Source organism: Nocardia sp. NPDC050412 (genome assembly GCF_044458825.1).
Classification (GTDB): domain Bacteria; phylum Actinomycetota; class Actinomycetes; order Mycobacteriales; family Mycobacteriaceae; genus Nocardia.
Window position 1 is genome coordinate 64,167 of record NZ_JBITIJ010000014.1, and the last position, 18,193, is coordinate 82,359.

General features: G+C 65.7%; 11 protein-coding genes. 3 read left to right on the forward strand and 8 right to left on the reverse strand.

Annotation, left to right across the window (positions count from 1 at the left end):
- Positions 1–16 precede the first annotated feature (16 nt).
- From ACIBI6_RS32080 to ACIBI6_RS32095, 4 genes are all read right to left on the reverse strand, one after another.
- Positions 17–1,165, reverse strand: a complete 1,149-nt coding sequence (locus ACIBI6_RS32080) for a cation:proton antiporter (RefSeq protein WP_396958772.1) — start codon at positions 1,163–1,165, stop codon at positions 17–19.
- Positions 1,166–1,262: 97 nt separating this feature from the next.
- Positions 1,263–2,942 (reverse strand): fatty acyl-AMP ligase, encoded by a 1,680-nt coding sequence (locus ACIBI6_RS32085; protein WP_364348905.1) that lies wholly within the window; start codon positions 2,940–2,942, stop codon positions 1,263–1,265.
- Positions 2,939–9,295 carry an SDR family NAD(P)-dependent oxidoreductase gene (locus tag ACIBI6_RS32090; RefSeq protein WP_396958773.1) on the reverse strand — a complete coding sequence of 2,119 codons (6,357 nt, stop codon included), beginning with the start codon at positions 9,293–9,295 and terminating at the stop codon, positions 2,939–2,941. Before ACIBI6_RS32090 ends, ACIBI6_RS32085 begins: the two co-directional genes overlap by 4 nt.
- The gene (locus ACIBI6_RS32095; protein ID WP_364348899.1) at positions 9,292–9,609 is read right to left on the reverse strand and encodes an acyl carrier protein; all 318 of its coding nucleotides are present in this window, start codon (positions 9,607–9,609) and stop codon (positions 9,292–9,294) included. Before ACIBI6_RS32095 ends, ACIBI6_RS32090 begins: the two co-directional genes overlap by 4 nt.
- A 168-nt stretch (positions 9,610–9,777) precedes the next feature.
- On the opposite strand from ACIBI6_RS32095, the gene ACIBI6_RS32100 reads away from it, so the two are divergent.
- Positions 9,778–10,731, forward strand: a complete 954-nt coding sequence (locus ACIBI6_RS32100; protein ID WP_396958774.1) for an MBL fold metallo-hydrolase — start codon at positions 9,778–9,780, stop codon at positions 10,729–10,731.
- A 19-nt stretch (positions 10,732–10,750) separates the two neighbouring features.
- Here the strand turns inward: ACIBI6_RS32100 and ACIBI6_RS32105 are convergent, their stop codons facing one another.
- Together ACIBI6_RS32105 and ACIBI6_RS32110 are read right to left on the reverse strand one after the other, a co-directional pair.
- On the reverse strand, positions 10,751–11,389 hold the full coding sequence (locus ACIBI6_RS32105; RefSeq protein ID WP_364348893.1) for a Uma2 family endonuclease: 639 nt from the start codon (positions 11,387–11,389) through the stop codon (positions 10,751–10,753).
- A gap of 149 nt (positions 11,390–11,538) precedes the next feature.
- Positions 11,539–12,309 (reverse strand): NAD(P)H-dependent flavin oxidoreductase, encoded by a 771-nt coding sequence (locus ACIBI6_RS32110; RefSeq protein ID WP_396958775.1) that lies wholly within the window; start codon positions 12,307–12,309, stop codon positions 11,539–11,541.
- Between the two features lie 192 nt (positions 12,310–12,501).
- Here ACIBI6_RS32110 and fadD5 point away from each other — a divergent pair, with 192 nt between their 5' ends.
- The gene (gene fadD5, locus ACIBI6_RS32115; RefSeq protein ID WP_396958776.1) at positions 12,502–14,073 is read left to right on the forward strand and encodes a fatty-acid--CoA ligase FadD5; all 1,572 of its coding nucleotides are present in this window, start codon (positions 12,502–12,504) and stop codon (positions 14,071–14,073) included.
- 267 nt (positions 14,074–14,340) lie between these two features.
- On the opposite strand, the gene ACIBI6_RS32120 is transcribed toward fadD5, so the two are convergent.
- Complete coding sequence (locus ACIBI6_RS32120) at positions 14,341–14,949, reverse strand: TetR/AcrR family transcriptional regulator (protein ID WP_364348884.1); 609 nt, start codon at positions 14,947–14,949, stop codon at positions 14,341–14,343.
- Between the two features lie 120 nt (positions 14,950–15,069).
- Here ACIBI6_RS32120 and ACIBI6_RS32125 point away from each other — a divergent pair, with 120 nt between their 5' ends.
- Entirely contained in the window at positions 15,070–15,774 is a 705-nt protein-coding gene (locus ACIBI6_RS32125; protein ID WP_396958777.1) for a methyltransferase domain-containing protein, read from the forward strand.
- On the opposite strand, the gene ACIBI6_RS32130 is transcribed toward ACIBI6_RS32125, so the two are convergent.
- Positions 15,775–18,147, reverse strand: coding sequence for a YbhN family protein (locus tag ACIBI6_RS32130; protein WP_396958778.1), 2,373 nt, complete (start codon positions 18,145–18,147; stop codon positions 15,775–15,777).
- Positions 18,148–18,193: the final 46 nt, after the last annotated feature.

Here is an 18,193-nt window from a genome sequence, read left to right on the forward strand (position 1 = left end):
CTATCTGGACACGGCACTAGCTTGCGCGCTTATCGGGCCGCGCGCCGACGGTTGCGATTCGGCTGGCTGCGAGTGCGGCGGCGGCGATGGTGCACAGGGCGCCGAGCATCATCGCGGATGCTTCGCCGGGCACCAGGACGTGTAGTTGTGAGCCGACGGTGACGGCGGCGACCGGGACACCGACCTGGGCCGCGGCGAGGGCGCCGAAGGCGATTGGCTGTCGCGTGACACGGGCGCTCAGGTGTACCAGCACCGCGCCGATACCGAGTGCGAAACCGAGCCCGATCAGCCGCGGGTGGTCGCCGAATTCGCGCAGGTCGAGTCGGGCGCCCAGCCAGATGAAGAACAGTGGGCCGAGGAAGCCGTCATTGATGGCGAAGAGTTGGCGGGCCACCCGCCGCGGCTCCCCGATTCCGGCGACCGCGAGTCCGGCCGCGAATCCGGCGAGCATGATCGACACCCGAGTCTGGGTTGCCAACGCGCACAGGGCGAACAGCACCGCGAGACTGACCCGCAGTTCCAGGGCGAATGCGCGCTTCTCGGACAGCCGATGCACCCGCCGCCGCCGACCCGACAGCTCCAGCTTGCGCAGCACCAGGAACAACACCATGGCGGCCGCCGCCACCGCGACGGCGCCGACTGCCGCGCGTCCCGCATTCGCCGGATCGATTACCAGCGGCAGCGCCACCACGCAGGCGGTATCGGCGATCGCGACCTGGGCGGTGAGGGCGAGTACCGGTTTACCCCGCAGGTCGAGCGAGTCGATGATCGGCAATACCAGTGCCGCCGAGGAGGACGCCATCAGCACCGCATAGACCGCACCGTGGCCGGTACCGAACCAGCGGGCCAGCCCGAATCCGGCTGCCACTGCCAATAATCCGACCAGGACGGCCCGTATCGCACCCTTCCCGAGCGCGGAGCGTACGGCCGGATCACGCACTGGAACATGGGTTCCCGCGACGAACATGACGACCGCGAAACCCATATCGGCGAGAAAGGTGAAGATCGGGTCGGCGGTGTGCAGGACGCCGAATCCGGTGGTGCCGAAGACGATGCCCGCGAGCAGTTCACCCACGATCACCGGTATGTGCGAGTTCTGCCGCAGCGTGAGCAGCGGTCCGCACAGTCCGAGCGCGATGACCAGGGCGAGGGTGGCGAAGGTCATCGCAGATCTTTCCATCTCACGGGAATGCTTGCGCTCGCCATTGGCACATCATCGCGCCCGGTGTGGGCGAGCAGGGGGAGGTCGGCGGGTATTTCCGCTACGGCTGGGACAGGTGGCCCGCGCGGTAGAGCGCTCGGCATTCGCCGCGGCGCAGTTTGCCGCTGGAGGTCTTCGGAATCCGGCCCGGCTCGACCAGGACGACGGCTCCCGGTGTCACCTCGTGGGCGGCCGCGATGGCATTGCGGATGCGGTGGGCTAATTCCGCTGATCCGGTGGCCGCCGTGTCGGCGAGTTCGGCGACGACGACCAGATCCTCGCGATGGCCGTCATCGTCGCCGAAAGCGGCTACGTGGCCGACACGTACTTCGGGTGCGCAGTCCGAAACCGTGGATTCGATATCGGCCGGATAGTGGTTACGGCCGTCGATGACGATGAGATCCTTCAGCCTGCCAGCGATATAGAGCTGGTCTTGGTTCCGGAATCCGAGATCGCCTGTGCGCAGCCATGATTCGTCACTTCCGACCAAGGTGGCGCTGAACGCCGCTGCGGTGGCGATCGGGTTGTTGTAGTAACCGGCGCAGACATTGGGGCCGCAGACCCAGATCTCGCCGACGGTGCCCGTCGCGACCTCGGTGTGCTCATTGGGCTCTACCACCGCAACCCGCTGGCCTGCGGGTACGCCGCAGCCGACGAGTGGCACACCTTCTTGTGCGGTTTGTGCGCGGCCCTGTGCCAAGGCCGTCCGGTCGAATCGATGGGTGACGGGGTCGTTCGACTGATCGCATACGGTGACAGAGAGCGTGGCCTCGGCCAAGCCGAAGCCCGGTGTGTGGGCGTGGTGCCGGAATCCGTAGGGGGCGAAGGTTTCGGTGAAGTCGGTCAAGGCTTGGGCACGGATCGGTTCGGCACCGTTGAGCAGTGCGTCGAGGTGGGATAGGTCCAGGCCTGCCCGTTCTTCGGGCGTGGTTGCCGCGACGGATAGGGCCAGGCCGAAATTGGGGCTGCCGGTGGTTCCGGCGCGGTAGTCGCTGAGGGCGCGCAGCCAGCGGATGGGGCGTTTCACGAATTCGGCTGGCGCCATGGTGATCCCGTGTACGCCGGAGTAGAGCGGTAGTGAAAGGGCCAGGATCAAGCCCATATCGTGGAAGAACGGGAGCCAGGAAACGATGGGTTCGGTGCGCACCGCGGGTACTGCGGTCCACAATTGATCCAGTGCCGCAGCGAGATTCGCGTGGGTTACTTGGACGCCTGCCGGGGTCCTTGTCGATCCGGAGGTGTACTGGAGATAGGCCGTCTGGGTCCGATCGATGATCGGGTCGGTTGCTGTGGTGGTGGTGTGCGGTGAGAGTTTCAGCACTGGGCCTAGTTCTGGTCCGAGGATCTCGCTGGTAGTCGTGTCGGTCGGCGAGATCAGGCTCAATGCGGGTCGGGCATCGGTGAGTACACCCTCGAGCCGGGGCCGATTTCTATTGCTCGTCGGCGGAAACAGAGGCACTGCGATGCGATTGCTGTAGAGGCAGGCGAGAAAGGCTATGACGTAGTCGATTCCGTGCGTGCATAGAATCGCCACCCGGTCGCCGGGATCGGTTGTTGCCCTGAGTCTTCGGGCCTGTGCACCTGCCGCGTGGTGCAGTTGTTCATAGGTGAGCGTGACAGGAACGCAATCCCGTCCGCGATAACGCAATTCGGTGTACGCACTGTCACTGGGCTTGGTTTGCGCCCACTCGGCAACCCGGGCGGCCAGAACGTTGGTCTGCCCCGTATACGGCGAAGTCACCGCACCCCGTCGGGTCTGACGGCGGCGACTCGGTCGGCCAAGGCGGCACCGAGTGCGGTGATGGTCGGGTGTTGGAACAGTTCGGCGGTCGAGATGCGGATATTGAGAAGGGTTTCGAGGCGGCGGCGCATTTCTATGCCGAGCAGTGAGCTCAGGCCCAATTCGTTGAAATCGGCTTCCGGGTCGAGATGGTCCGAGGTCAGGTCGAGAGTGGCGGCGAGAGCGGTGCGAATGGTCGTGGTGAGTGGTTCTATCGGATGTTGCTGCTGGGGTGCCGGATTCGGCGGTGCGGTGTCTGCTGTGGACGGTTGGTCGGTGAGCAGATTTCGCAGGCGGGTGGCGACTGGTTCGGGATCAGTGCTCGGCGTGTAGTCCAAGGCGAGCAGGTAGGGCTCGTTGTAATACATGGTCTGGGTGAGTAATTCGGTGCCGCGCGAAATATCGAATGCGGAGATTCCGGCGCGTCGCAGATGTTGTGCACCCCCCGCGCCCGCTGCGAGGCCTGAATTCCATACGCCCCAACCGATGCTCAACACGCGCCGCCCTGGATGGGATTGGGCGAGCGCGTCCATTGCGGCATTCGCGCTGGCGTAGGCCGCCTGTCCGGGTGCGCCGAGCGCCCCGGTGGCGGAGGAGAACAGCAGCACGAAGTCGGTTGGATCGGCGGCGGTGAGATCGATGAGATTGCCTGCGGCGATGGGTTTCGGTGCGAACATGCGGGCGAGTTGGCGGGTGGTGACGGCTTCGAAGGCAGCGTCTTCGAGTGCGCCCGCGGCGTGGACGACGCCGCGGATGGTGGAGCCGCATTCGCGAACATCGTCGAGCGCATTGGCGAGGTCGCTGCGGTCCGCGGCGTCGCAGCGCACTACGACTATCCGGTCTTCCAGTCCGTCCAGGAGTGCGGGCACTGGTCTGGGTGCGCGAGTGAGCACCACGACGTCGTGTGCACCCGCATCGAGTAGCCAACGCACCGCGACCGAGCCGAGCGCACCCAAACCGCCGGTGACCACATAGGTGCCGTTGGGGTCGATCGAAGTTGGGGTGGTTGACCGCGGGCGGGAATGCACGAAACGGCGGGTGGTAATGGTGTCGGCGGAGATTCGCAGCTCATCGGGGAGTGGGGTGGCGATGAGTTCTTGCAGTCGGGACAGCGCGGTCGGAGACCTGTCGGTCCACACGAGTCGCACTTCGCGGCCCGATTCGAGCTGCATCGATCGCACCAAGCCGGCGATCGCCATCGGCATGTCCTGTCGGCTCCGGGCGGACGGTTGCCGACCGGTCGCGCTGGGGGTTGGGAGGATGATCGTCAAAGATGCTGTGGCGTGTTCGGATTGGACGCGTTGCAGCAGATCCAGCACTCGCCCAGTGGTGGCGATGACACTGTTCGCGGGCTCGGTCGCGTGATGTGTCGCGCCGGATTCGGCGGGCCAGATCACCACAACTGCCGTAGTCGCGGTGCCGGTGCGTCCGGCGAGTACAGCGGAGACGATCGGGCCGGCGGCATCCGGTTCGCGGGCGACGCGTTCGGTGGGCAGGGTGCGGTCGAGTTCTCTGGCCAGTCGGATGGCGAGTTGAGATTCGCCGATAACCAAGGCGCGTTGCGGTTTGGTCCTGATTCCGCGCTGGGGACTGTGCTGGAACGGTATCCACGTTTCATGGCGGAAAGGGCCGACCTGCGTTGTGGATTCGACCGTGGCGAAACGGATGCGGACACCCGAGAGCGCGAGCACCGGGACGCCGTGCTGATCGGTGCCGATGACGTCACCGGTCAGTCCAGTCGTCGATCGATCACGCACCAGCGCATGGGCTTCCAGCAGCACCAGGTCCGGTTCGGCGGACAGCCAGGCGGACTCGATGCCGATCGGCAATGCAATGGCATCGGCGGGCAGGTGGTCCCAGCTCGCGGCGGCGAGCAGATGCAGACAGCTATCGAGGGTCGCCGAGCGCTGTAGCGGGGCGGCATCGAACGATCCCACCGCACAATCGGGCCCGGCCTCGATATTGCGCAGCACGCGGAAACCGGGACCGTAGTCGAGTTGCCGTGCGCGCAACGAGTCGTAGAAAACATCTGGCGCGAGCACTCGCATCCGCCGACGCACGGCCCGATTTGCATCGACCACCCGCATCCATGCGACGATATCCCCGGGTGTGGGGTCACCGGCCAACCGTGCCGAAGCCAGCGTCCCGGCGCCTGTGACCTCCGCCTGCAACCTTCCAGCACCACCGGCCCGATAGGTGACAGCGGACAGCGCGGCGAGCCCGGTCCGCTCGTGCACCACGAAATCGGTGATCGTCCGCCCGTTTTCAGCCAGTTCGAGCAGCCTGAGCAGCCAGAACACCGCGGGGACGGTTGGTACGCCCTGCACCACGTGATCGTGGAGATCGTCTGCGGGGAACTCGGATTCAAAGACTCCGGCCGCGCTCGAATCGGTGGCATCTCGTCCGCGGCTGATCCTGGGACCGGTGGTTGTGTTCGTGTCGTAGTCGTCGCGGCCGCCACCGATGTCGAAACCTGCAGCTGCGCCCTGGCCCTGGGCATTTCGGCCGCGAGGAGCATCGAGCTGGGTGGTTGTATTCGGGTCGCGCGTATCTCGACCGTGAATGGAGGCGTGCCCGGTCGTGTCCGGGCCGTAGGCATTTCGACTGCGGACGGCATCAACTCCGATGGCTGCGCCGAAATCGGAGACCGAAGAATCGTTGACGGTGCGGCCGTTGATAGCGCGTTCGGTGGCACTGCGATGGGCGGTACCGGGCGCATTCGCAGCGACATGGCTTTCGCTGGGCCCGGTTGCGGCGTCGTGGATGATGCCGCAATTGGTGGCGGTGTCGCATGCGGTGCGGGGCTCTATGGGAGCGGTGGTCGAGGTGCCAGGCTCGGTGGCGGCGTCTCTGATGGTGTCGGATTCGGTGGTGCGGGTGTCGTCGGTGGTGTCGGGCCTGGTGGCGGTGTCGCATGCGGTGCGGGGCTCTGAGGGAGCGACGTACGAGGTACGTGGCTTGGTGGCGGCGACATGGATGGTGCCAGGCTTGGGGGCGGCGTCCCGGTCGGTGGGTCGCTTGATGGTGTCCGGTTCGGCGGTGGCGCCGGGATCGAGGCTGGTGATCAGTGGGAACCGTCGGTGGATCCATTGACGGGGTGGGGGTGGGGCGGTGAAGGGGCCGCTGGCAGCCCAATTCAGCGGGTGCCCTTCGAGGTAGAGGTTGCCGAGGCAGGTCAGGAAGGTTTTGGCCTCGTCGTCGCGGGTGGTGACCGGGTGGGTGGCGTCGGCGAATTCGGGGAACTCGCGGATTGCGGGTGTCAGTACGGGATGGGGTGTGAGTTCCAGTACCGTTGCGAATCCATCGTCGGCTGCTTGTCGCAGTGCGGCAGCCAGTTCGACGGTCCTCGAGGCATTTTCGGCCCAGTAGTCGGCATCCATCGCGGCCGTGGTTATCGTTTCGCCTCGACGCGCCGTCGAGTACACCGGGACGCGCGGCACCTGCGTGGTGAGTCCGTCGAGTGCGTCGACGAATTCGGGCAGGAGTGCGCCGACTTGTGAGCTGTGGGCGGCGAAGTCGACGGCGATCCGCTGCGCGAATATCTGCCTGCGCTTGGCACGGCGGACCAGTGCGTCGATGTAGCGTGGCGCACCGGAGATCACCACCGAACGCGGTCCATTGACAGCAGCGATCGCTACCGTCGCGTGCAGTGGCTCGACCAGCCGCGCCGCCTCATCCGCTGTCGCCTCCAGCAGCGCCATCGCACCGTGTCCGTCGAGGCGCGCCAGAATCCGGCTGCGCTGCACCACGACTCGGGCCGCATCCGAAAGCGATAACGCGCCGCTCACCGCGGCCCCGGCCACTTCGCCGAGACTGTGCCCCACCACCGCATCCGGTTCGATGCCCCACGCGGCGAGCAGTTCGGCGAGCGCCACCTGGAATGCGAATATCGCCGGTTGCACGAGTTCCGTCGCGCTGGTCCCGTTCGTCGCACCACTGAGCGCGAACCCGTTGCGCGGCGTCCACACTCGCCGGCCGCCCGCCACCGCAATCGCATCCGCGGCAGCGGTCACCGCATTCGCGAAGACCGGATAGCGAGCCGCAAGACCTCGCCCCATCTTGGAATACTGCCCACCCTGCCCAGAGAACAGGAAAAGCAGGCCACCCCGCCGCCGCACCGAACCAGCGCCGATCACCCCACCCCCGGACTGCCCACTTGCCACCGCACGCAACTGGTCCACGGCATCATCCAGATCCCGCGCAACCACTGCCGCCCGGGCATTCTCGGGTATCAACCGCGCCGCAGCAGCCGCGAAATGCCGAAGAATTTCGCGATCGCCACTCCCTGCGCCCAAGTAGCTCGTCACAATCGCCTCGGCCGCCGCACCCATGCCTTCGTGTGAGCTGCTGCTTGCGTGCTCGTGTGAGCTGCTGTTTGTGGGTTCGTGTGAGCTGCTGCTTGCGTGCTCGTGTGGGCCGCTGTTTGTGGGTTCGTGTGGGCGGCTGCTTGCGTGCTCGTGTGGGCCGCTGTTTGTGGGTTCGTGTGGGCGGCTGCTCGCGTGCTCGTGTGAATCGCTGTTTGCATGCTCGCGTGAATCGCCGCTAGTGCCCTCGCGGGAACCACTGCTTGTGCCGTCGTGCGAGTCGCTCGTGCGCTCGAGCAAAGTGCGAAACGTGCCCTCGGCCCTGCGGTTGCTGGTTTCGTCATGCGAGGCGCTGCTTGCGCCTATACCTGAGGCGGTGCTCATGTGATCGTGCGTGGCGTTGCTGGGTGAGTTGCCGCTCATGTCCTCGCCCGCGCCGCTCATGTCCTCGCCCGCGCCGCTCGTGTCCTCGCGCGACATGCGCCTGGTGGCCGCAGGCTGTGGGGTAGGGGTGTTGTCGCGCGACGAGCTGCTGGTGCCGTGGTCCGAAGCGGTGTTGTCGCGCGATGCGCTGCTGGGCATGCCACGTGAAACGTCGCTTGTGCCGCCTGACGACAGATTGCTTGCACCGACACGCTCGAGCAGCTCGCCCCACCGCAACGCGTGCGAGCGCAGCTCCGCCATGTCGCGACCGGTGACTGGAAGCAGCACGGGCGGTTCATAACTCCGGTGACGCGCTGCCTCGAGACCGCGCAGCACCACGTGCGCATTCGTCCCGCCGAATCCGAATGAGCTGACTCCGGCAAGCCGCGCTTCCAGCGGTTTGTCGGTCCAGTCGATAGGTTCGATCGGCACGCGCAGCCCATGCTCGGCGAGTTTCAGCAGCGGATTCTCGGTGTGGAAATTGATGTTCGGCGGGATTACCCCGTGCCGGATGGACAGCGCCGCCTTGACCATTCCGGTGACTCCGGCGGCCGCCTCCAGATGCCCGATATTGGATTTGAGCGAGCCGATCCAGGTCGGTTCGGCCTCGCTTCCGACTACCGCGGCGAGCGCGCCCACCTCGACTGCATCACCCAATGGTGTTCCGGTGCCGTGACATTCGACGTACCCGATCGCACGCGGATCGAGACCTGCCAAGGCAGTACGAATAACCTCCTGCTGGGCCCGTCCGTTCGGCGCGTACAGCCCGTTGGACCGCCCGTCCGAACCGACTGCCGTGCCGAGGATTTCGGCATATACCCGATGTCCGTCCCGCAGCGCATCGGCGGTGCGCCGCAGCACCACTACGGTGCACCCATCACTGCGGGTATATCCGTCGGCCGCGGCATCGAACGGTTTGCACCGTCCATCGGGCGCGAGGAACCCGCCTTCGGCCAGGTACGCCGAAGTATACGGCAGCAGTGGGAGATTCACCCCGCCGACGATCGCGAACGGCACGGAGTCATCGGCCAGCAGGCGCACCGCGAGATCCACGGCGGCCAGCGAGGACGAGCAGGCGCTGTCCACTACCAGACTCGGTCCGTGCAGGTCGAGGACATAGGACAGCCGGTTGGCGATGATGCTGAGCGCCGATCCGGTGACCGCATACGGCGCATCGTGCCCATCGCGGCCGAGCACCGCGATGCCGTGATCGTAAGCGCACGCACCGAACACCACCGCAGCCCCGGAACCCCTGGTGTGATAGCCGATTCCGGCATCGTCGAGCGCCTCGATCGCGACCTCGAGCGCCAGCCGCTGCTGCGGATCCATCAGCGCGGCCTCGCGACCGGAGATGGCGAACCAGTCGTTGTCGAATGCATCGATATCGGCGAGATATCCGGCGTGCCGTGTGCCCGGTCGACCGGGCGGTGGCGCTCCGGTGGCATCCCGGCCATCGCACAGCATCCGCCAGAACTCGGGCACGCTCGAAGCTCCCGGCACCCGGCAGCCGATGCCCACGATGGATACCGGCGGATACGGCCGGACGGAGGCGGGCTGGCCTGTCCGATTTGTGGGCAAGCTGTTCATCGCATCGCGAGATACTCGACAAGCTGCTCGATGTCCGGATGGTCGTATAGCGCGGTGAGCGAAACCTCGACTCCCATGGCATCTTCCAGATGCGCTGTCAGCCGCGCCAATTGCAGCGAGCTGAGGCCGAGATCGCTGAACGGTGCATCGGTCGAGACCGCTGCGGCATCGACATTCAGCAGGTCGGCGATGGCGGCGGTGGCAGCGCTCAGTAGCGCGGCACGTCGCGAACCGAATATGTTCGAAACACCGTCGGCGACTGTTCGCAGGTCGCTCGAGACAACACCCTGCCCGTCCGGAAGATCAGGCCCCATCCGTCCTCCTCCCGTCGCCGGAGGGCTGCTGCCCCCACGCCGGTACCCCTGCCGATTATGCCGTAGATATCGGCGCGATCAAGGTGTCCCTCAGGCGGGTGTATTGTCCGGAATTGTCCTGCATACCCGGCTCTTTCGCCGTCTATCATGATCGCCTACGGTGGCACTGTGCCCGAATCCGGAACCGAGCGGACGCCCACCCTGCCGACCGTGCTGCGCTGCTGCGCCGCCCTGGCGGCCACACCTGGTCGACTGCTGCGCCCGCGTCGCCCCGACAGCGTGTTGCTGGCCGGTCTGGAGCCGGTCCCGCTGCCGCAGACCAAGGTGACCGTCGGACTCACCGTCCTGATGCAGGCCCGTATGGCCGCCCCCGCCACGATTGTCGCTGAGGGCGTGCGCAGCCTGCGCGAATTGCCGATGACCATGTCGGCCTATCTGATCGAACATCCGAAGGCGCGATTCCTGGTCGATCCGGCCCTGTGCGCGGGGGTGCACGATCGGGTGCTGCCCGAGCTGCCGTTCCCGATTCCACTGTTGGTCGCACCCGATAAGCCGGTGCTCGGCCTCTCGGACGCACTGGCCGCCCGCGATATCGCCGTCGATGCAATCGATTTCGTACTGCCGACCCACCTGCATTGGGATCACGTCTCCGGCCTGCTGGAGCTGCCCGATTCCGTGTCCATCCGACTACCCGCCGTCGAACGCGCGTGGGCACTCGACGGCCCGCATGCCCCCGTCGGCGTTGCCCGAGGCCCGCTGCGCGGGCGCACCTTCGACACCTTCGAACTAGACGGACCGCCGGTGCTCACCTTCCCGCGCAGTCTGGACCTGTTCGGCGACGGTTCGGTGCTGCTCGTCGACCTCGCCGGACATACCCCGGGCAGTATCGGCGTCCTGCTCGCGGTCGACGACGGCACCCGGGTGCTGCTCGCGGGCGACGCGGTGTGGAACAAACTCCAGGTCGAGCTGATCCGCGAAAAGGCTCCCATGCCCGGCCAACTCTTCGATGCCGACCGCGATGCCACCTTCGCCACCATCCACCGCCTACACGCCCTACCCGACGGCATCGAAATCGTCGCCGCCCACGACTACGCCGCGGTCGAGGCACTGGCGGCGAGATAGGACCTGGTCTGCGCGAAATTCAGTCGATGCCCTCGTCGAGTTGCTGCCAAGTGGCGTGCACCTCGAACGGCACCAGCGAATCGATCGCGCTGGCAGAACGGTCCGATCGGGTGTGATGTCCAGCCGAAACGTACTCCCCGGCCGAGTTGAGCGTCAGCATCTCGATCGAAACCGCGGGACCGTCCTCATTGGCCATCCGGACGATCCAGTAGTGCTGTATCTCGAACCGGGCATATTCGGCACGATTGTCGACCAAGTCAGCAGTGATCGTGGTCGGCGAGACCACCTCGACCACCAGCACGGCGTCCGCGGCTGTCGGCTTCATCCGCCACTTCGGTCGAGGCTCATCGATGCAGCGGTAGACGATGACGTCCGGCCGCTTGTAATGGAAGGGGACCTCCGAGACCAACATGTCCACATCCCGGTTGACCCGCAAGCACGGCTCCGCTGAACCGCGCTTGGCATGGCCGTCCAGCAGTGCCCGTTCGATATTTCGGGCTATCGCATTGTGATTCGGCGAGGCGGATTCACAGTGGATGATCATCCCGTCTCTGATCTCGACATTGCGCGCCATGTCCTCTGGCATGGACAGGTAACCGTCTATATCCACCGGCAGGATGTAGGTCTTCGGCAGAGACCAGTCGAACGCTTCCGACACGGATGACCGTCCTTTGGCTGGTAGTCAACGTCATCGTAGGTCAGCTTGTCGACTGACCTCGGTCGCGGTAACCCCCGATGGAGTGCGACGGGCCTGGTTCGACTATGGGACGAGCCCTGGCGCTCGGTCCAGGGTTTCGCAACGAGTCCCTAGGCGACTACCTTCTCCGCGAGGCGCGCGGTGATCAGCTCCTCCGCCTCGGCGACCATCCGGCTGATCAGTTCGGCGCAGGACGGGATGTCGTGGATGAGACCCTGGGCCAGGCCCGCCGACCAGATGCCCGCATCGAGATCGCCCTCGTCGAAGACGCGGCGTCCGCGCGCACCCGCGACCAGATCGCGGACATCGTCGAAAGTGCCACCGGCCTTTTCGATTTCGACGACCTTGCGGCTGATTTCGTTATCCGCGACGCGCGCGGTGTTGCGCATGGTCCGGAAGATCAGCTGGGTGTCGAGTTCGGAGTTGGCGACGATCTGTTCCTTGACCTTCTGGTCGATCGCCGATTCCTGCGTGCACAGGAAGCGCGTGCCCATGTTGACGCCGTCGGCACCGAGCGCGAGGGCCGCGACCAGTCCTCGGGCATCGGCGATACCGCCGGAGGCGATCATCGGAATGTCGAGCACCCGTGCGGCTGCTGGGATCAGGATCAGTCCGGGAATATCGTCTTCACCCGGATGTCCGGCACATTCGAAACCGTCGATGCTGACACCGTCGACGCCGATCTTCTGTGCCTTCAACGCATGCCGGACGCTGGTGCACTTGTGCAGTACCTTGATACCGGCCTCCCGGTAGTACGGCAGGAAGGGCTCCGGATTGCTGCCCGCGGTCTCGACGATCTCGATGCCGCTCTCGATGATCGCCTGCACGTATTCGGCGTACGGCGGCGGATCCGTCGGAACGGGCGTGTAGATGGGCAGCAACTATCGAGATAGTCGGCGAATATGCAGCTAGGAGCGATTTTCGCTGAACAAACCCGACCTCGGAACGATTAACAGCGATTCGTGACCAAGTGTCTTGCCGCCCGAATAAGTTAGTTGTTATTCTGCTCTCAGTTCAGCCCGTCGACGCCGTCGGATACACCGGCGTCCGTTCGGCGGTCCGAGAGGAGTGGCATGACCACCGGTGCACAGGCGCTCGACGAGCCGATCAGGTCGCGGCGCAACCACTGGAACAACCAGATCGCATCGCATGCGCAGATGCGCCCGGACGCGGTGGCCGTGCGGTTCCGTGGTGTGGACACCACCTGGCGGCAGCTGCACGAGCGTTCGCTGAAGTTCGCCGACGCGCTCGCCCGCCGCGACATCGGCTTCGGTGATCGGGTACTGATACTGGCGCTGAACTATCCCGAATATCTCGAGGCCGTCTTCGGCATCAACGCACTCGGCGCCATCGCGGTCCCGGTGAACTTCCGGCTCACCCCGCCCGAGGTCGCCTATATCGTCAGCGATTCCCGCGCCAAGGCGATCGTCACCGACACCATGCTGCAGCCGTTGGCCACCGCCGTGCAGGGCGAGGCGACCGAGCTCGCGACCTGCATCGTGATCGGTGGCCAGACCACCGATTCGGTGCTCGGCTACGACGAAGTGCTGGCCGAGGGCGGCGAACCGCATACACCGCTGGACATTCCCGAGGACACCCCCTCGCTGATCATGTACACCTCGGGCACCACCGGCAGCCCGAAGGGTGCGGTGCTCTCCCACGCGAACATGAATGCCCAAGCGCTGACCAGTATTCGGGCCACGGATATCGGTCCCGACTCGGTCGGCTTCTGCACGTCACCGCTGTTCCATATCGCCGGACTCGGCAGTCTCGCACCGTATTTCATGCTCGGCGGCAAGATCGTGCTGCATCCACTCGGTGCCTTCGATCCCACCGAATTCCTCGATGCCGTCGAACGTGAGCAGGCCACCACCGCCTTCTGCGTGCCCGCGCAATGGCAGATGATCTGCGAGGAGCCGACGGTCAAGCAACGCAAGCTCGCGCTGAAGGTGCTCAGCTGGGGTGCCGCCCCGGCCTCCGATACCGTGCTGCGGGCCATGGCCGACTGTTTCCCGGACGCGGTCAATGTCGCGGTCTTCGGTCAGACCGAGATGTCGCCCATCACCTGTGTGCTGGAGGGTAAGGACGCGATCCGCAAGCTCGGTTCGGTAGGCAAGCCCATTCCGACCATCCAGGCCCGCGTCGTCGACGACGAGATGAACGATGTCGCGCCCGGCGAAATCGGCGAAATCGTCTATCGCGGACCGACTCTCATGCAGGGCTACTGGAATAAGCCGGAGGCGACCGCCGATGCCTTCGCCGGTGGCTGGTTCCACTCCGGTGACCTGGTCCGTGCGGACGAGGAGGGCTTCCTCTGGGTGGTGGACCGCAAAAAGGACATGATCATCTCCGGCGGCGAGAACATCTACTGCGCCGAGGTGGAGAACGTGCTCTTCGCACATCCGAAGATCCGCGAGGCCGCGGTGGTCGGACGGGTGCACGAGAAGTGGGGAGAGGTGCCGGTTGCCGTTGTCGCCCTTGCCGATCCGGATGCCGAGCTCACGCTCGATGACCTGGCGCCGTTCCTCAACGAGAACCTGGCGCGCTACAAGCACCCCAAGGATCTGGTGATCATGGCCGAGTTGCCGCGCAATGCCAGCGGCAAGGTTGTGAAAGTGCAGCTGCGCAAGGACTACTCGTCCTGAGCTTTTGCCGAATCGAAGACATCGGCGGTGCCGACGCCTCACGATCCCGCATGGTGATCCGACGCATCCGGGCCGCCGTACTCGCGGTGCACAGGCAGGTGAATGTCATTGGGCCCGAGTGGTTCCTCGGGGTGTTGCCGGCCGGTCCGGTGGCGAAGGGCGGGGCGGTGGCGCGGTCCCGCCGAGCAGGCGCTCGAGCTGATCGGGCACATCGGTATTAACGGGAGGTGGCCAGGCAGACTCAGATCTGTTTCGAGGAGTACCCGATCAGTGGCCGGCGCGGCTGACCCGTCCGGTATGTGACACCCGGCTCGTCAGGCCTGGTCCGACCAGAACTTCGAGGCGACGGTAGGTTTCGGCCGCGGGCAGCGGCGGTTCCGCGTCCGCGATCGAGCCGAGCAGGCCGACGACACCCCAGGACAGGAAGGTCATCGTCACCGCGAATTCGTCGTCGTCCATCTCGAGTCGACCCGAAAGTTGTTCGGTGAGAATCTCTTCCACCATGCGTCGGGTCGAGCGCAACAGCACTCCGGTCGCCCGGCGACCCAGTAGCGCGCGGTAGACCTCCGGATTCGCCGACGCCAGCCGGAACAGCGTGTACAGCGGTGCGAGCGGTTCCGAATGTTGCGGTGCATCAGGATCATTCGCGGCCGATTCGACATCTGCCACCGCCGCGCGCAGGTACTCGGTACTGCTGACCAGCAGCAGATCGTCCTTGTCCCGGAAGTGCGCATAAAAGGTGGAGCGTCCGACATCGGCGCGATTCAGGATGTCCTGCAACGTGATCCGGTCATAGCCGCATTCGATCATCAGCTCGATCAGCGCCCGGTGCAGCAGGCTCTTGGTGCGGCGCACCCGACGATCGGTGCTGGTCATCGGCATCCTCCGAACGCGAAGACCGCGTTGTCGTACAGATAGTGCGAATCCGTTCGTAACGGCACGATATCCGCACTTTTGCTTCTGGTCTATCCGGTCATCTGGTCCGATTATGAACTCATGACCGGAAACGCACAACAGTCCACTAACACGCATGCTGACCGGAACTCCGAGATCGGCATTCTCATCACCAAACCACGCGGCTATCTCGCTGTGAAATCGGCCTTCTTGCTCGGCCGGGTCGGCAGCCTGAACGCTCGCCTCGTCGAGCTGACCGGTGCCGCCGCGGGCGATCATGCGGTCGATATCGGTTGCGGCCCGGGCCAACTCGTTCGGGCCCTCGCCGATCGAGTCGGGCCGTCCGGTCGAGTGATCGGTATCGACCCGTCCCGGGAGATGATCGATTACGCGAGCGGTCGCGCCGCCCCCCACTGCCGTTTCGAAGTCGGCGCCGCCCAGTCGCTGACCCTGCCCGATGCCTCGGTCGATGTGGTCACCTCGACCTTCGTCATGCATCACATTCCGGAGGCCCAGCGCATCGCGGCACTGGGACAGATGTTCCGGGTGCTCCGCCCGGGTGGCCGACTGCTGCTCGCCGATACCCACCCGACCGGAAAAGTCCTTCCCGCGGCGGTTCGCATCATGTCCCGATTCGCCGCCCGTCGCACCGACGACCCGCACGCGCCCGGACACCACGCGGACCCGCTGGCGGCCATCGATATCCGCCGCTATCGAGAAGCCTTGCGGACGGCCGGATTCGGGACGGTGGACTTCACCGCGATCCCACCGACGACCGGCGTGCTGGTGGCAACCAAGGACGCCTGATCAGATCAGGTCCTTCGATGTCATCCAGCGCATGCAGAACCAGCCGCAGAACACTGGCAGCCAGCAGGTGAGCACGCGGTAGAGCAGCACCGACGGCACGGCGATGGTCGCGGGCAGGCCGAAGGCGGCAAGGCCACCGATCAGTGCGGCTTCGACCGCGCCGACGCCACCGGGTGTCGGCGCGGCCGCGGCCAGGGTGCCGCCGATCATGGTGACGATGGTGAGGGTGATGAACGACGCGCCACCACCGAACGCCTCGACGCTGGCCCACAGCGCGAGCGCCAGGCCGAGTGTGATCGCACCACAGCCGAGCACGATCACCAGGAAGCGCTTGGGATCCCGGGCCAGATCGCCGAGTTCACCGAGCACCTCCTGCAACTGTGGGCGCACCGAATTGTTCAGCCAGCGACGCAGTTTCGGCACGAACATGAAGGCGCCGATAATGCCGACGCCCACACCGGCCGCCAGATAGAGCACGGTGGCGTCGGGCACGAAATGCGACAGATTCGCCGAAGTGCCCGCCGCGACACTGAACAGGATCAACAGGCTGATGTGTGTGATCACCTGTACGGCCTGCTGCAGTGCGACGGCGGCGGTGGCCCGCACCGCGCCGAGTCCGGCCTGCTGCAAGAAGCGCACGCTCAAGGCCAATCCACCGACACCCGCGGGTGTTGTCGTGGCGGCAAAGGTATTTGCGATCTGCATGATCACCAGATTGCGGAAGCTGACCAGGCGCGTGGCGCAGGCCCACAGTGCCGCCGCCGCACCGATATACGTCAGCCCCGAGAACGCGAGCCCGAGCAGCGCCCACCACCAGTTGGCGCTCCACAACTGCGAGAAGAAGGTCGGCACCGCGCTGATGAACGGATAGGCGACATAGACCAATCCGATCAGCAACACCAACTGGATGATCTGATTGCGGCTGAACCGGGTGATCTGCTCGGCCTCGATTTTGTCCTGGCCGGTCTGCTTGCGCACCTCATCGCGGGCCGAGGAGACCACCTCGCCCCAGTCCGGAATCGACTTCTTGATCCCGGCGGGCATGGCGGACTTGGTGAGTCGGCTCGCCGCGGTCAGCACCGTCTGCTCGCCGAGCGTCTCGATGGCGGTGCGCACCGCCGCTTCCTTGCCGAAGACCGCCGTGGTCGAGACCAGCAACTGCGCGACATCGGACTGCCGCTGGTTATCGGACGCGCCGAATTCCGCATTGATGAATCCGCTGAACAGCGTGGTGCCGTTCTCGATTCGGATCTCGGCGGGTCGCAGATCGCCGTGCGAGATCTGGCCGCAGTGCAATGCGGACAGCGATCGCCATACCCCGGTGAGCTCGTCATCGGAGGTTTCGTCGAGCGGCCTACCCCGAGGCATGGTGTGCGCGTACAGCATCCAGCCGCGCTCGAGTGCCGCGACGGCGACCTGCTGCACGGCGGCCAGACCCATCTCGCCGGCGGCGATGGCCACCAGCGCGCGGTGCTCGACGGCGCGGTGCATCGAGCCGTGCAGTGCCGCCGTTTCGCTGGTGCGGAAGGTGAGCCAGCGCCACAGCTGGCGCAGCGCACCGAAGCTGCGCTGGTTCTTGCCGAACAGCTCTACGGTCAACTCGCGCTCCGGACCGTCGATGGTCGCGGCGAGCACCAGCGGACCACGCCCGGCGGGATGCAGCACGGTGAATGCGGTGACGGTATGTCCGCGCCTGGCCAGCACCCGCACCGCCGCCTCCAACGGCACCTCCAGCGCCGGTGTGCCGACCACCAGCACGATCACCGCGCCGACCAACCAGCCGACCGCGAGTCCGAACATGGCCCGCGCGGGCACCACCGTGCTGACCACCAGGTGGATCGGTGCGAACGCCAGCAGCAGGAACCACAGCCAGCGCCGCGGTCGGGTCGGCAGCCATGGACTGGATAGGGTCAGCACGGCGGCGAGCATGGCGATCCAGCGCGGATCGTCCAGGAACTGCGAAAGGAAGGTATCGAGCCGGTCCGGCACCTGCAGATGCCATTGCGGCGCGGACAATCCCGTTCCGGTGATCGATAGCAGCAGGCCCGCGACCAATCCCGCGGCCGCGTAGCCCGCGAGCAGCTTCCACTGCCTGCTGATGATCAATTCGATGAGGATCGCGAACGGCAGCGCCAGAATCGCCGTGCCGTAGACCAGGTACACCAGATTGGACTGGTCCGGATTGAGGAATCCGACGATATTCGAGACCGAACGCTCCAGTGCCAGCCACTCCGGCCGGGTGATCAGCGAGGCGGCGACGATCACGCCGACCCACAGTGCCGCGAGTACGACACGGATGATGTCACTGGTCCGCCGGATCAGCGGTTGCAGCAGGCTCCCCGTGACCGGGATATCCCGCCCGTCAACTCGCATCTCATGGCCCTCCGCTCCTCCGCCTCCCCGGGCCTTTTGCCGGTCG